General features: G+C 68.5%; 13 protein-coding genes and 1 tRNA gene. 11 read left to right on the top strand and 3 right to left on the bottom strand.

Annotated elements, in window-relative coordinates; translation table 11 throughout:
• Nucleotides 1–80: 80 nt before the first annotated feature.
• Nucleotides 81–1,820, top strand: a complete 1,740-nt coding sequence (locus ACLIME_RS04390) for a PHP domain-containing protein (protein WP_411558274.1) — start codon at nucleotides 81–83, stop codon at nucleotides 1,818–1,820.
• 52 nt (nucleotides 1,821–1,872) lie between these two features.
• Here the strand turns inward: ACLIME_RS04390 and ACLIME_RS04385 are convergent, their stop codons facing one another.
• A complete protein-coding gene (locus ACLIME_RS04385; protein ID WP_411558273.1) occupies nucleotides 1,873–2,748 on the bottom strand; it encodes a helix-turn-helix transcriptional regulator in 876 nt (291 codons plus the stop codon).
• An 86-nt stretch (nucleotides 2,749–2,834) separates the two neighbouring features.
• On the opposite strand from ACLIME_RS04385, the gene ACLIME_RS04380 reads away from it, so the two are divergent.
• Nucleotides 2,835–3,710 carry an aldo/keto reductase gene (locus ACLIME_RS04380; RefSeq protein WP_411558272.1) on the top strand — a complete coding sequence of 292 codons (876 nt, stop codon included), beginning with the start codon at nucleotides 2,835–2,837 and terminating at the stop codon, nucleotides 3,708–3,710.
• A 78-nt stretch (nucleotides 3,711–3,788) separates the two neighbouring features.
• On the top strand, nucleotides 3,789–4,775 hold the full coding sequence (locus ACLIME_RS04375) for an aldo/keto reductase (RefSeq protein ID WP_411558271.1): 987 nt from the start codon (nucleotides 3,789–3,791) through the stop codon (nucleotides 4,773–4,775).
• Nucleotides 4,776–4,845: 70 nt separating this feature from the next.
• Here the strand turns inward: ACLIME_RS04375 and ACLIME_RS04370 are convergent.
• Nucleotides 4,846–4,918 (bottom strand) — tRNA-Val (locus tag ACLIME_RS04370).
• 154 nt (nucleotides 4,919–5,072) lie between these two features.
• On the opposite strand from ACLIME_RS04370, the gene ACLIME_RS04365 reads away from it, so the two are divergent.
• Both ACLIME_RS04365 and ACLIME_RS04360 read left to right on the top strand, forming a co-directional pair.
• On the top strand, nucleotides 5,073–5,882 hold the full coding sequence (locus ACLIME_RS04365) for a thymidylate synthase (protein ID WP_124769225.1): 810 nt from the start codon (nucleotides 5,073–5,075) through the stop codon (nucleotides 5,880–5,882).
• Nucleotides 5,879–6,403, top strand: a complete 525-nt coding sequence (locus ACLIME_RS04360; RefSeq protein WP_124769224.1) for a dihydrofolate reductase — start codon at nucleotides 5,879–5,881, stop codon at nucleotides 6,401–6,403. The genes ACLIME_RS04365 and ACLIME_RS04360 overlap by 4 nt, the downstream gene beginning before the upstream one ends.
• Nucleotides 6,404–6,442: 39 nt before the next feature.
• Here ACLIME_RS04360 and ACLIME_RS04355 read toward each other — a convergent pair whose 3' ends face one another.
• Nucleotides 6,443–6,913 carry a peroxiredoxin gene (locus tag ACLIME_RS04355; RefSeq protein ID WP_159878548.1) on the bottom strand — a complete coding sequence of 157 codons (471 nt, stop codon included), beginning with the start codon at nucleotides 6,911–6,913 and terminating at the stop codon, nucleotides 6,443–6,445.
• Nucleotides 6,914–7,154: 241 nt separating this feature from the next.
• On the opposite strand from ACLIME_RS04355, the gene aceE reads away from it, so the two are divergent.
• The 6 genes from aceE to ACLIME_RS04325 all read left to right on the top strand — a co-directional run bounded on the left by aceE (nucleotide 7,155) and on the right by ACLIME_RS04325 (nucleotide 14,889).
• Nucleotides 7,155–9,881, top strand: coding sequence for a pyruvate dehydrogenase (acetyl-transferring), homodimeric type (gene aceE / locus ACLIME_RS04350; protein ID WP_085510736.1), 2,727 nt, complete (start codon nucleotides 7,155–7,157; stop codon nucleotides 9,879–9,881).
• A 16-nt stretch (nucleotides 9,882–9,897) separates the two neighbouring features.
• Entirely contained in the window at nucleotides 9,898–11,142 is a 1,245-nt protein-coding gene (locus tag ACLIME_RS04345; RefSeq protein ID WP_192005041.1) for a helix-turn-helix domain-containing protein, read from the top strand.
• A gap of 112 nt (nucleotides 11,143–11,254) precedes the next feature.
• The gene (locus ACLIME_RS04340) at nucleotides 11,255–12,178 is read left to right on the top strand and encodes an ACP S-malonyltransferase (RefSeq protein WP_411558270.1); all 924 of its coding nucleotides are present in this window, start codon (nucleotides 11,255–11,257) and stop codon (nucleotides 12,176–12,178) included.
• A gap of 20 nt (nucleotides 12,179–12,198) precedes the next feature.
• On the top strand, nucleotides 12,199–13,203 hold the full coding sequence (locus ACLIME_RS04335; protein ID WP_079705772.1) for a beta-ketoacyl-ACP synthase III: 1,005 nt from the start codon (nucleotides 12,199–12,201) through the stop codon (nucleotides 13,201–13,203).
• Nucleotides 13,204–13,262: 59 nt separating this feature from the next.
• Complete coding sequence (locus tag ACLIME_RS04330; protein ID WP_056006457.1) at nucleotides 13,263–13,511, top strand: acyl carrier protein; 249 nt, start codon at nucleotides 13,263–13,265, stop codon at nucleotides 13,509–13,511.
• Between the two features lie 139 nt (nucleotides 13,512–13,650).
• On the top strand, nucleotides 13,651–14,889 hold the full coding sequence (locus ACLIME_RS04325) for a beta-ketoacyl-[acyl-carrier-protein] synthase family protein (protein WP_071260783.1): 1,239 nt from the start codon (nucleotides 13,651–13,653) through the stop codon (nucleotides 14,887–14,889).
• Nucleotides 14,890–15,017 lie beyond the last annotated feature (128 nt).

The following is a 15,017-nucleotide window of genomic DNA, read 5'->3' as shown; positions in this document are numbered from 1 at the left end:
TCACTCGTGGCACCGGCCGTTGGGCCGAGGTTCACCTCCGCTGCCTACGATCGGCGCGTCCGTCCGATGAAAGTGATGCCATGCCCTTCGATCCCCGCCCCGAGCAGCCCGCGCCAACCGGTGGCTCATCCTCCGTGCCCGAGGTGAAGCGGGGCGCATCGGCCCGGCCCGGCCTCTCCCGCCGGTCCTTCCTGGGGGTTTCCGTCGCTGCGACGGTCGCAGTGGGAGCGACCGCCCAGGGGCTCGGGAGCGCGGCTTCTGCCCAGGCCGCGCCGCTGCCGTCGGCGTCGGCAGTCGTCGACCCGGATGCGCTCTCCTGGCTGGTGTTCGACCACCACGTGCACTCGGTCTACTCGCACGACGCCAAGTACCCGATGACGACGATCCTCGATCAGGCGCAACGTTTCGCGGTCGACGCGATCGCCTTCACCGAGCACAGCAACAAGGGACATGCCAATGTCGGCGGGGTGTTCAACGCGGCACGCGAGATCGACACCGCGCGGGCGGCTCGCCCCGACATGCTCGTGCTCCAGGGCCTCGAGTGGTACATCCCGGGAGCCGAGCACGCGACCGTGCTGATCGCGCCCGGGCCCCAGACGACCCTCGTGTTGCGCCGCTTCGAGCTCGACCACGACGGCAAGCTCAACGGATGGGAGAAACCGCGCCCCGGCACCGAAGACGCCGCCGAGTGGCTCGTGCACGCGACCGACGGGATCGCCTGGCTCGGCGCCCAGAAGCGTGCAGGCGTCATCGACGACGTGATCGTCCTGGCGAACCACCCGACCCGCCTCGGCATCGACTCGCCCGGCGAGCTCCGTGCCTGGCAGGACGCCGACCCCGAGGTGTTCGTCGGCATGGAGGGCGCTCCCGGCGCCCAGGCCGGAGCGATCGCAGCGAACGCGACCGAACGCTCACGGCGTGGCGAGTACGAGAACACCCCCAGCGAGTTCTCCTTCCCCGGCTACCCCGCGGAGGCCTATCTGACGCACGGCGGGTTCGACTGGACGACGGCCGTCGTCGGCGGCGTGTGGGACTCGCTCCTGAGCGAGGGACGGCGCTGGTGGATCACCACGAACAGCGATCTGCACCTCAAGGAGTCCGACGCGACCCGCGTCGGCGACTTCCCGACCGGGCCGGGCTGGGAGTCCGGGGCGACGCTCGCGAACTTCAACCGCGCCGGCCGTCGGCCGGACCCGATCGCCACGGACACACCCCAGAACGGCGCCGACTTCTGGCCGGGCGAGTTCAGTCGGACGCACGTCGGGGCCGTCGACCGGTCGTCCGTCTCCCTGCTCGACGCGATCCGGGCCGGCCGTGTCTGGGTCGACCACGGGCACCTCGTCGCCGGGCTCTCCGTCGTGCTCCGTGCCACCGACCAGCCGGAGACCGGCGTCACCTTGGGTGGGACCCTCACCGTCGAAAGCGGCACAGCCCTCGAGCTCGTGGTCGATGTCACGCCCACGACGACGCCGACCTCGCGGGGCACGACGCCGAGACTCGCGCACCTCGACCTGATCCGCGGGCGCGTCACCGGGCTCGTCGCCGACCGTGACGAACAGCGCGCACCAGGCACCCGAGTCGTCGAGATGCTCGACGTCGCCGACCGCAGCGACTCCCCGTTCCGTGTCGTGATGCCCCTCGAGCCGGCCACTGAGGACGGCTACGTCCGCCTTCGCGGCAGCGATGGCCAGGTGCACGGGGTCGGTCCGCTCGGCGCCGAGGTCGACTCACGTGCACCCCAGCCGTACCCGGTCTCCCCTGCCGACCCATGGGCCGACACCTGGCTGTACACGAATCCGATCTTCGTCAGCGTGCGCTGAGCCCGGTCGGGCCCGGTCCGTGCCAGCGACCCGGATCCGTCCACGCATGTCGTCAGGTTGTCCTCGCATCAGTACGTCTGGAGTTCGTTTGGGTGGCCGCCCAGCTCGCGAGCAGTGCGAGCGCCTGTTCCGAGGATGAGTCCGGTTCCGCGCCGTAAGCGACGAGTGAGAGGCCATCGTCGGCGGTGAGGTCCATGGCTTCGAAGGTGAGTTCGATGCCGCCGATGACGGGGTGGTGGATGCGTTTCTTACCGGCGCGGTGGGCGTGGACGTCGTGCGCGGCCCAGCGGACCCGGAAGTCTTCGCTCCGGGTGGACAGTTCGCCGATCAGATCGGTGAGCCGTTTGTCATAGGGCCGTCGGCCGGCTTGACCGCGAAGTGAGGCGACGAGGTCGGAAGCAAGGCGGTCCCAGTCGGGGTAGAAGTCCTTCGAGCGAGGGTCGAGGAACGTGAACCGCGCGGAGTTCGGCGTCCCTGCCGGGTCGATGAACATCGGTGCGTACAGTGCCCGTCCGAGCGTGTTGGTGGCGAGCATGTCGGATCGTCCGTTCCTGATGACGGCGGGGGCACCCATGCTGTCGAGGAGTCGTTGGATCGTCGGGCGGACCCGGTTCGCGGGTGTTCGTCGGCGTGCGACCGGGGAGGCGTTCGCGGCGTGAGCAAGATCGAGCAGGTGGGCGTGCTCGGCCTCGTCGAGTTGCAGGGCGCGTGACAGCGCTTCGAGGACGCTCTCGGAGACGCCGGCGAGGTTGCCGCGTTCGAGCCGGACGTAGTAGTCGACGCTGACACCGGAGAGCATCGCGACCTCCTCGCGGCGAAGCCCCGCGACGCGCCGCTGGCCGCCCAGGTCCGGGAGCCCAGCGTCGTGCGGCGTGAGTTTCGCACGTCGACTGGTCAGGAACTGCTGCACCTGCGCTGTGATGTCCACCCTGTAACGGTACGTCGCCGCGATCGCTCGTGGGAGGTACCGTCCTTAACTCCCACCCCGCTGGGCCGTGCTCGTAGCGTCGACGTATGGACACTTTCACTCTGAACAACGGCGTCGTCATCCCCGCTCTCGGGCTCGGCGTCTTCCAGACCCCGCCGGATGAGACCACCGCCGCGGTCACCGCCGCCCTGCAAGCCGGCTACCGCCACATCGACACCGCGGCCGCCTACGCGAACGAGCGCGGGGTCGGTGACGCGATCGCCTCATCCGGCCTCGACCGTTCCGAGGTCTTCATCGAGACGAAGATCTGGATCAGCGACTACGGCTACGACGAGACGTTGCACTCCTTCACCAAGAGCGCCGGCAAGTTGGGTGTCGAACAGCTCGACCTGCTCATCCTCCACCAGGCTCTCCCGAGCGAGTTCGAGCAGACCATCGGTGCGTACCGGGCCCTCGAACAGCTCCTCGCCGACGGCAAGGTCCGGGCGATCGGCGTGAGCAACTTCATGGTCGATCACCTGACCCGCCTCCTCGACGCGACGAGCGTCGTGCCCGCGGTCAACCAGATCGAGGTCCACCCGTACTTCCAGCAGCGCGAGGTCCAGGCGTTCGGTACTGAGCACGGCATCCTCACCCAGGCGTGGTCACCGATCGGCGGCATCACGTCCTACCGCGACGCTGCGCGACGGAGCTTCGACGAACCCGTCATCCTCGGCATCGGTGAGCGGTACGGCAAGTCGGCCGCTCAGGTGATGCTCCGCTGGCACATCCAGCAGGGCCGCCAGGTCATCCCGAAGTCCACCAAGCCCGAGCGCATCGCGGAGAACCTCGACGTGTTCGACTTCGCCCTCACCGACGACGAGCTCGCGCAGATCGACGCCCTCGAGACCGGCGTCCGCGGCGGCCCCGAGCCCGAAGCGGTCACCCTCGGGGCCTTCGGCCGCGAGATCCCGGAGGCCTGACCCACGCTCGGCCGCTGGACATCGCAAGCACCCATCCCGGGCACCCACGCACAACCGTCTCCGATGAGAGGACACCTCATGAAACACACCCGTCTCGGCAACTCAGGCCTGAAAGTCAGCCGCATCGCGCTCGGCTGTATGAGCTTCGGTGACCCCGCCAGCGGCCACCTGCCATGGTCCCTCCCGAAGGACGATGCCCTGCCGTACTTCCGGCAGGCACTCGACCTCGGCATCACGTTCTGGGACACCGCGAACGTCTACTCCTACGGCGATTCCGAACGTATCGTCGGCGAAGCGCTCCGGCAGTTCACGAACCGCGACGAGATCGTCCTCGCCACCAAGGCCCACTTCTCCGACACCCCCGGCACCGGCCCCGGCCTGCAGGTCGCCGGGCTGTCGCGGAAGGCGATCATGCAGCAGATCGACGCGTCCCTGACCCGCCTCGGCACCGACTACGTGGACCTGTACCAGATCCATCGCTTCGACCCCGAGACCCCGATCGAAGAGACGATGGAGGCCCTCCACGACGTCGTCAAGGCCGGCAAGGCGCGCTACCTCGGCGCGTCAGCGATGTGGGCGTGGCAATTCGCGACGATGCAGCATGCTGCGGACCTGCACGGCTGGACCCGGTTCGTGTCCATGCAGGACCAGTACTCGCTCCTCTACCGAGAGGAAGAGCGCGACATGTTCGGTTTGCTCGCAGACCAAGGCGTCGGCAGCATCCCCTACAGCCCCCTCGCCAAGGGCCGCGTCGCCCGCCCTGCCGGCGAGCAGACGCAGCGCTCCTCCGACGACCCGGTCGGTAACAGCTTCTTCGCTGACTCCGAACGGGACCGCCCCGTGATCGACGCCGTGCAACGCGTCGCGGAGAGCCGCGGTGTCCCCATGGCGCAGATCGCGATGGCGTGGGTGCTCAGCAACCCCGTCGTCGCAGCCCCCATCATCGGAGCGACCAAGCCCCGCCACCTCGATGACGCCGCGGCAGCCGTCGACATCGACCTCACCCCAGAAGAAGTCACCGCACTCACCGAGCACTACACCGTCCGTGCCGCCGGCGGGTTCTGACGGGAAGGCGACATCCGAATCGGCCGAAAGGTGACCCGAGATGCGCATGATCTCGGGGAGCTTCCTTCGGTGGGCCCTGCCGGGATCGAACCGACGACATCCACGGTGTAAACGTGGCGCTCTACCAGCTGAGCTAAAGGCCCGCGATCGGATGGAACCATCCGATGCGACTCGTCGAGTCTAGCCGGAGTCCCCGTCGGAGCCGGAACGCTCCACAACCCTGGTCCGCGCGCATCCGTCGCGACACCGGACGATCGGTCGGGCGCGGTGACGGTCGCTGGCCGTACGATCGAGGGGATGGATACGACGATCCCCACCCCGTACGAAGACCTCCTGCGCGACACGCTCGAGCATGGCGCCACCAAAGGCGACCGCACCGGAACCGGCACGCGCAGTGTGTTCGGCCGCCAGCTCCGTTTCGACCTCTCCGAGGGCTTCCCGCTCATCACCACCAAGCGGGTGCACTGGAAGTCCATCGCCTACGAACTCCTCTGGTTCCTCCGCGGCGACGGCAACGTCCGCTGGCTGCAGGAGCACGGCGTCTCCATCTGGGACGAATGGGCCGACGACCAGGGCGAACTCGGTCCCGTGTACGGCGTGCAGTGGCGGTCCTGGCCGACCCCCGACGGCTCGCACATCGACCAGATCTCGCAGGTCATCGACCAGCTGCGCACCGATCCGAACTCGCGCCGCATCATCGTCTCCGCCTGGAACGTCGCCGACATCCCCAACATGGCGCTCGCCCCGTGCCACGCCTTCTTCCAGTTCTACGTCGCCGACGGCAAGCTCTCCTGCCAGCTCTACCAGCGCAGCGCAGACCTCTTCCTCGGCGTTCCGTTCAACATCGCCAGTTACGCGCTCCTCACCCACCTCGTCGCCGAGCAGGTCGGCCTCGAGGTCGGCGACTTCGTGTGGACGGGCGGCGACTGCCACATCTACGACAACCACGTCGAGCAGGTGACGGAGCAGCTCACGCGCGCACCGTTCCCCTACCCGAAGCTGCGCATCAATACGAAGCGCGACAGCATCTTCGACGTGGAGTACGACGACCTCGAGATCGTCGACTACCAGCACCACCCCGCCATCCGCGCGGCCGTCGCCGTATGAGCCTGGCACTCATCTGGGCCCAGGCCCACGACGGCGTCATCGGCGCAGACGGCGACATGCCCTGGCACGTCCCCGAAGACCTCGCGCATTTCAAGGCGCTCACCGGGTCGGACGCGGTGATCATGGGTCGCCGAACCTGGGATTCACTCCCCCCGCGGTTCCGTCCGCTCCCAGGACGCCCGAACATCGTCGTCACCCGCGATCACGCGTGGTCCGCCGACGGCGCGATCGTCGCGCACTCCCTGGAGGATGCATTCGAAGCGGCACAGCTCGTCGGCAACGGCCAGGCCTGGGTCACCGGCGGCGCGGGTCTCTTCACCGAAGCGCTCGCGCTTGCCGACCGGCTCGAGGTGACCGAACTCGACCTCGACGTCGCGGGCGACACCTTCGCACCGACCATCGGCGAGGAGTGGGTGCCGGTCACGATCGATCCGGCGCACGGCTGGTCGGAATCCCGCACGGGTGTCCCCTACCGGTTCATCCGCTACGAGCGCGCACCCGAGGTCACGATCACCGGCTGAGACGCCCGGCGATCCGGATCGACCAGAGCGAGCCCGGACTCAGGCCGGCTGACGCAGCTCTTCGAGCGCGGCGCGGTAGGCCGCGAGCGAGCGGGCTTCGCCCGGTGCCGTGATGAAGCTCTCACGGATGATGCCCTGCTGGTCGATGAGGAAGGTCGCACGGTTCGCGAACCCCTTCTCCTGCAGGAACACCCCGTACTCCTTGGCGACCTGGCCGTGCGGCCAGAAGTCGGCGAGCAGCTGGAAGCCGTACTGCTCCTGCTCCGCCCACGCGCGCAGCGTGTGCTTCGAGTCGACGGAGATGCCGACGAGCGCGACCTGGTCGTCCGTGAACAGGCTGAGGTTGTCGCGCAACTCGCACAGCTCCCCCGTGCAGGTGCCGGAGAACGCCAACGGGAAGAAGACGAGGGCGACAGCCGAACTGCCGCGGAACTGACTCAACCTGACGAGTTCACCGAACTGGTTCGCCAGTTCGAAGTCGGGTGCCAGGGTGTCGTTCTCGAGTGCCATGAGGGTCCTTTCAGGCGGGTTCGCCTGCTCCGGATCGCCCGAGCGGTGGACGGGTCCGATCCGGTCACACATCCTAACCCCGCACCGCAGCTGCACAAACCCGGAGGGGTGCGCCGCTCGGTCACCGTTCCCTGGGGTGACCGGATAGGGTGAAAGGTGGCGCCCGCGTCCATACCCATCAGGACGCATGGAGTTCACCATCACAACCCAGGCACGATCTGCCACGAGAGAAAGGTCGACGGTGACTGTTCACGACCAGGATCCATACTCGTCCAACCACGTAGACGCCGATCCTGAGGAGACGTCCGAGTGGAATGAGTCCCTCGACGCCCTCGTCGACGAACGTGGCCGCGGCCGCGGCCGCGACATCATGCTGAGCCTCCTGAAGCGCTCGAAGGAGCTGCACCTCGGCGTGCCGATGGTGCCGACCACCGACTACATCAACACCATCGCCTCGGAGAACGAGCCCGACTTCCCGGGGGACGAGGACATCGAACGCCGCTACCGCGCCTGGATCCGCTGGAACGCGGCCATGACCGTGCACCGCGCGCAGCGCCCCGGCATCGGTGTCGGCGGACACATCTCCACCTACGCGTCGTCGGCCGCGCTCTACGAGGTCGGCTTCAACCACTTCTTCCGCGGCCAGGACGCCCCGGGCGGTGGCGACCAGATCTACATCCAGGGCCACGCCTCCCCCGGCACCTACGCCCGCGCATTCCTCGAGGGCCGCCTCAGCACCGACCAGCTCGACGGCTTCCGCCAGGAGAAGTCGCACGCGCCGCACGGGCTCTCCTCGTACCCGCACCCGCGCCTCATGCCGGACTTCTGGCAGTTCCCGACGGTGTCGATGGGTCTCGGCCCGATCAACGCGATCTACCAGGCGCACCTCGCCAAGTACGTCACGAACCGTGGCATCAAGGACGCCAGCGACCAGCAGGTCTGGGCGTTCCTCGGCGACGGCGAGATGGACGAGGTCGAGAGCCGCGGTCAGCTCCAGGTCGCCGCGAACGAGGGCCTCGACAACCTCAACTTCGTGATCAACTGCAACCTGCAGCGCCTCGACGGCCCCGTCCGCGGCAACGGCAAGATCATCCAGGAGCTCGAGAGCTTCTTCCGCGGTGCCGGCTGGAACGTCATCAAGGTCATCTGGGGCCGCGAGTGGGACGACCTCCTCAACCGCGACACCGACGGCGCGCTCCTCAACCTCATGAACGTCACGCCCGACGGCGACTTCCAGACGTACAAGACGGAAGACGGCGCCTACGTCCGCGAGAACTTCTTCGGCCGCGACGAGCGCGCCCTGAAGCTCGTCGAGGGCTACACCGACGACGAGGTCTGGAACCTCAAGCGCGGCGGCCACGACTACCGCAAGGTCTACGCGGCGTTCAAGGCGGCCAGTGAGCACAAGGGTCAGCCGACGGTCATCCTCGCGCACACGATCAAGGGCTACGGCCTCGGCCCGAGCTTCGAGGGCCGCAACGCGACCCACCAGATGAAGAAGATGACGCTCGACAACCTGAAGACCTTCAGGGACACGATGCGCATCCCGATCACCGACTCGCAGCTCGAAGAGAACCCCTACCTCCCGCCCTACTACCACCCGGGCGAGGACGACGAGGCGATCCAGTACCTGCACGAGCGCCGCCGCGCACTCGGCGGCTATGTCCCCGAGCGTCGCAGCAAGTACACGCAGCTGAACCTGCCCGACGACTCCGCGTACGCGGCAGCGAAGAAGGGCTCCGGAACGCAGGAGATCGCCACCACCATGGCGTTCGTCCGACTGCTGAAGGACCTCCTCCGCGCCAAGGACTTCGGCAACCGGATCGTCCCGATCATCCCCGACGAGGCACGCACCTTCGGTATGGACGCGTTCTTCCCGAGCGCGAAGATCTACAACCCGAACGGTCAGCACTACACCTCGGTGGACCGCGAACTGCTGCTCGCCTACAAGGAGAGCCCGCAGGGTCAGATCGTGCACGTGGGCATCAACGAGGCGGGCGCCGTCGCGGCCTTCTCCGCGATCGGAACCTCGTACTCGGTGCAGGGCGAGCCGCTCATCCCGGTCTACGTCTTCTACTCGATGTTCGGCTTCCAGCGCACCGCCGACGCCATCTGGGCTGCCGGCGACCAGATGACCCGTGGCTTCATGATCGGCGCGACCGCCGGCCGCACGACGCTCACGGGTGAGGGCCTCCAGCACGCCGACGGCCACTCGCTGCTGCTCTCGTCGTCGAACCCGGCGGTCGTCAGCTACGACCCGGCCTACGGCTATGAGATCGCGCACATCGTGCGCAGCGGTATCCAGCGCATGTACGGCGGCGAGCACGAGGACCCGAACGTCATGTACTACCTCACGGTGTACAACGAGCCGATGGTCATGCCCGTCGAGCCCGAGGGCGTGGACGTCGACGGCATCGTGCGCGGTATCCACCGCATCAGCACGAGCGACAAGCAGGGCCCGAAGGCTCAGCTGATGGCCTCCGGTGTCGCGGTCCCGTGGGCGATCGAAGCGCAGCAGCTGCTCGCCGACGACTGGGGCGTCTCCGCAGACGTCTGGAGCGTCACGAGCTGGACCGAGCTCCGTCGCGATGGGCTCGCCGCCGACCAGCACAACTTCCTGCACCCGCAGGAGGAGCGTCGTGTGCCCTACGTCACGGAGAAGCTGAGCGGTGCCGCAGGTCCGTTCGTCGCCGTGACCGACCACATGCACGCCGTGCCGGACCAGATCCGTCAGTTCGTGCCTGGCGACTTCGCGACGCTGGGCGCCGACGACTTCGGCTTCTCCGACACGCGCGCCGCTGCCCGTCGCTTCTTCAAGATCGACGGCCCGTCGCTCGTCGTCCGCACCCTCCAGCAGCTCGCTGCTCGGGGTGAGGTCGATGCGAGCCTCCCGCAGCAGGCGATCGACCGCTACCGCCTCCACGACGTGAACGCCGGCAACACCGGTAACGCGGGTGGCGAGAGCTGATTCCATCGCTACCACGGTGACGAAGACGAAGACGAAGGCCGAGACACTCGACTGGCTCCGCCGGATCTCGGGTGAGCTCGCGACCGCGACGCTCAAACGCCTCGAGGACACCCTTCCCTGGTACGCCGAGATGCCACCAGGCCGCCGCTCAGCGGTCGGCCTGGTGGCCCAGGCGGGCATCAGTTCGTTCATCTCGTGGTTCGACGATCCCCGGTCGACGCCGTGGATCGCCGCCGACGTGTTCGGGGCGGCTCCTCGCGAGCTGCTCCGTTCCGTCAGCCTGCAGCAGACGCTGCAACTCATCAAGGTCACGGTCGAGGTCGTCGAGGAACGCGTCGCGTCCGGAAGCGTCGACCTCCGCGAGGCGATCCTCCTCTACTCACGCGACATCGCGTTCGCCTCGGCCGACGTGTACGCTCGCGCGGCCGAAGCGCGCGGCCTCTGGGACGCCCGCCTCGAGGCCCTCGTCGTCGACTCGATCCTCAGTGGCGAGGCCGACGACGAGCTCCCCAGCCGGATCGCCGCCCTCGGGTGGCACGGGCACGGTGAGGCCTGCGTCCTGGTCGGGACGACCCCACGGGTGCTCGATGTCGATATGCTCCGCCGGACCGCCCGACACCTCGACGCCGACGTGCTCATCGGCGTCCAGGGCAACCGGCTCGTGCTCGTCCTGGGGCGCGCCGAGCTACCCAGCACCGAGCCCGGAGACGGTGAGCCCGTCGACGAGGCCGAACAGGCCGCCGCGGACTCCCGCACCAGCTCGCAACTCACCTTCCTCGACATCGCCGCCAAGCTCGAGCACGGCTTCGGGCCGGGACACCTGGTACTCGGTCACGCCGTGCCCTCCCTCATCGAGGCGTCGCGCAGCGCGAAGGCCGCACTGGCCGGCTTCGCCGTGGCGAAGTCCTGGCGACACGCGCCACGACCGGTCGCCGCGGACGACCTCCTTCCGGAACGCGCCCTCGCCGGCGACAACCTGGCGAAGACCACGCTCATCGAGCGGGTCTACCGCCCGCTCAAGGACTACTCCGGCGAGCTCGTGACGACGCTCTGGTGCTACCTCGACAACGGCCGCTCGCTCGAAGCGACCGCGCGCGAGCTCTTCGTGCACCCCAACACGGTCCGGTACCGCCTCAAGCGGGTCTCCGAGGTCATCGGCTGGGACGCGACCGGTGCCCGCGAGTCGCTCATCCTGCAGGCGGCCCTCATCCTCGGTGCCATCGCTGAGCCCGAGCCGTCCCGACGTCGGCTGACCTCCTGACGCTCGCAGGGCCGTCCGACCGGTCGGTTTTGTGGACTCCACACAACACATTTTCCAAAGGTTCGTGGTGTTGCTCCACTGCTGGGCGTCCTCCGGTTGGCAGACTAGAGCGGTGATCGTCATCGCCTGCCCTGGACAGGGCTCCCAAACCCCCGGCTTCCTCGACCCCTGGTTGCAGGACGCCTCCGCGAAGGACGCGCTCGCGCGCTTCTCCGACGAAGCCGGACTCGACCTCGTCAAGCACGGCACCGTCTCCGACGCCGACACCATCCGCGACACCGCGGTGGCCCAGCCGCTCATCGTCGCGGCCGGCATCGTCGCCTTGGACGCCCTGCGGAAGGCCCTCCCCGCCGACGCCGCGCCGTTCGGCGGTATCGCCGGACACTCTGTCGGCGAGATCACCGCGGCATACGGCGCCGGCATCCTCTCGGACAGCGACGCGATGAGCTTCGTGAGCGAACGCGCCGTGGCAATGGCCGAAGCCGCAGCCACCACCCCGACGGGCATGAGCGCCGTCCTCGGTGGCGACCAGGACGCCGTCGTCGCGCACGTCCGTTCCTTCGGGCTGGAGCCCGCCAACTACAACGGCGGCGGCCAGATCGTCGTCGCCGGTGCGCATGACGCCCTCGCCCGCCTCGCCGACGAGCCGCTCAAGGGCACGCGGGTGATCCCGTTGCAGGTCGCAGGCGCCTTCCACACGAGCTACATGCAGTCGGCCCGCGACTGGCTGGCCGGGGCGAGCCGCACGGTCGAGCCCCTGGACCCGACGCTCCGCATCTGGACGAACCACGACGGCACCGAGGTCACCTCGGGTACGGCGTTCTTCGACCTCCTCATCGGTCAGGTCGCCTCCCCGGTACGCTGGGACCTGTGCATGGACGCGTTCAGCGCCGCAGGGATCACCGGACTCATCGAGCTCGCCCCCGCCGGGGCGCTCACCGGACTCGCACGTCGCGGCCTGAAGGGCGTGCCGACGGTCGCCATCAAGACCCCCGACGACCTGCCGGCAGCCCTCGACCTCATCGCCCAGCAGTAGCGCAGACGGAGAACCAGTCAATGACCACCCCCACCCTCAAGCAGTCGCGCGGTCCCGAGTTCACCCGCATCCTCGGCCTCGGCGCAGCTCGCGGAGACCTCAGCGTCCCGAACGACGACCTCGTCGGTCCGATCAACTCGTCCGACGAGTGGATCCAGCAGCGCACCGGAATCGTCACCCGCACGCGGGCGTCGGCCGACGTCAGCGCCGTCGACCTCGCAGCCGAAGCCGGCGCCGAGGCCATCGCGGCCGCGGGCATCTCGCCCGAACAGGTCGACCTCGTCCTCATCGCGACGATCAGCAACGTCCAGCAGTCCCCGTCGATGGCGGCCGTCGTGGCCGACCGCGTCGGAGCGAACCCCGCTGCCGCCTACGACCTCAACGCCGCATGTGCCGGATACGCCTACGCGATCGCCCAGGCCGATGCCCTCATCCGATCGGGCGCGGCCCACTACGCACTCGTCATCGGCGCCGAGAAGCTGTCCGACATCGTCGATCCGACCGACCGGTCGATCTCATTCCTCCTCGGCGACGGTGCAGGCGCGGCCGTCGTCGGTCCGAGCGACTTCCCCGGCATCTCCCCCACCGTGTGGGGATCCGACGGCTCGAAGGCCGACGCCGTCGGCATGAGCGGCACGCTCACCGAGTTCCGCGACGGCACGGCCGCCTGGCCGACCCTGCGCCAAGAGGGCCAGACGGTCTTCCGGTGGGCGGTCTGGGAGATGGCCAAGGTCGCCAAGCAGGCCCTGGAGGAAGCGGGCGTCGAAGCCTCCGACCTCGCTGCCTTCATCCCGCACCAGGCCAACATGCGCATCGTCGACGAGTTCGCCAAGCAGCTCAAGCTGCCGGAGACCGTCGTCATCGCGCGCGACATCGAGACCACCGGCAACACCTCGGCGGCATCCATCCCGCTCGCCACCCACCGGCTCCTCCAGGGGCACCCCGAGCTCAGCGGCGGCCTCGCCCTGCAGATCGGGTTCGGTGCCGGACTGGTCTTCGGCGCTCAGGTCGTCGTCCTGCCGTAGCAGGACGCCCGACGCGACTACACTCGACTACGGTCAAACCTCACCCAAGGAGTAGAACAATGGCACTGTCCACCGAAGAAGTCCTCGCCGGCCTGGCCGAGCTGATCAACGACGAGACCGGCATCGCGACCGACACCGTCGAGCTGGACAAGTCGTTCACCGACGACCTCGACATCGACTCGATCTCCATGATGACCATCGTCGTCAACGCGGAGGAGAAGTTCGACGTGAAGATCCCGGACGAAGAAGTCAAGAACCTGAAGACCGTCGGCGACGCCGTCGACTTCATCGTCAAGGCTCAGGGCTAGTCCCAGCGCAGTGCTGAAGGGTCGGCCGGCAGTTGGCCGACCGGCCCTTCAGCGTTCGAGGCGGCTCGTCCGTCCGGACACGGGCTCGACCGCCGCAGGGCTCGGACCCCCTCGTCGTCTCCACAGAAGGTTTGACTGAATGACCACCAAACGCATCGTCATCACCGGCATCGGTGCCACCACTCCCCTCGGCGGCAACGCCACCGACTCCTGGGACAACCTCCTCGCCGGCAAGAGCGGTGCGAGCCGTCTCGAGCAGCCATGGGCCGAAGAGCTCGAGCTGCCCGTACGCTTCGCCGCGCAGGCCGCCGTCCCCACCGCGGACATCCTCGACCGTCGTGAGGTCAAGCGCCTCGACCCGTCGAGCCAGTTCGCCCTGATCGCCGCGCGCGAGGCCTGGCAGGACGCCGGCGCCCCCGAGGTCGACCCGGAGCGACTCCTCGTCGACTGGGCCACCGGCATCGGCGGCGTGTGGACGCTCCTCGACGCCTGGGACACCCTGCGCGAGAAGGGCCCCCGCCGCGTCCTCCCCATGACCGTCCCGATGCTCATGCCGAACGGCCCGGCAGCGGCGATCGGCATGGACCTCGGCGCCCGAGGCGGAGAGCGCACCGTCGTCTCCGCTTGTGCGTCGAGCACCGAATCGCTCGCCAACGCCTACGACCACCTCCAGGCCGGCCTCGCCGACATCGTCGTGGCCGGTGGCTCCGAAGCCGCCATCCACCCACTCCCGCTCGCGTCCTTCGCGGCGATGCAGGCGTTGTCCAAGCGCAACGACGACCCCGCCATCGCCTCGCGTCCCTACGACGTCGACCGCGACGGATTCGTCCTCGGAGAGGGCGCGGCAGCGCTCATCGTCGAGACCGAGGAGCACGCCAAGGCCCGTGGCGCCCGTATCTACGCCGAGCTCCTCGGTGGTGCGGTGACGAGCGACGCGTACCACATCACGGCTCCCGACCCCGAGGGTTCAGCTGCGGCCCGCGCCATGCGTGCGGCCGTCGAGAACGGTGGCGCGTCGCTCGACGACGTCGTGCACGTCAACGCACACGCCACAAGCACGCCCGTGGGCGACATCGCGGAGTACAACGCGCTGCGTCGGGTCTTCGGTGCCCACCTCGACGACATCGCCGTGACGGCGACGAAGGCGTCGACCGGTCACCTCCTCGGCGGCGCGGGTGCCATCGAGGCGGCCTACACAGCGCTCGCCCTGCACCACCGGGTCATCCCGCCGACCATCAACCTCGACAACCAGGACCCGGAGATCCCGCTCGATGTCGTCACGACGCCGCGTGAGCTCGGGTCCGGTGACCTGCTCGCCATCAGCAACTCGTTCGGGTTCGGCGGCCACAACGCGGTCGTCGCGTTCCGGAGCTACTGAGCCCTTCGCGACGGAGACGACGACGGGTCGTGGTGCATGCACCACGACCCGTCGTCGTCTACTGACCAGGGTGCCGCCGTTTCGTCACCTCGTGTCTGCCGGGAGTGTCACCGACCTCGCACGGTCCA

This window comes from Plantibacter sp. MPB07 (assembly GCF_046619465.1).
GTDB classification, from domain to species: Bacteria; Actinomycetota; Actinomycetes; order Actinomycetales; family Microbacteriaceae; genus Plantibacter; species Plantibacter auratus.
The sequence above is the reverse complement of the archived record's forward strand: the minus strand, read 5'-3'. Positions and strand labels throughout refer to the sequence as shown.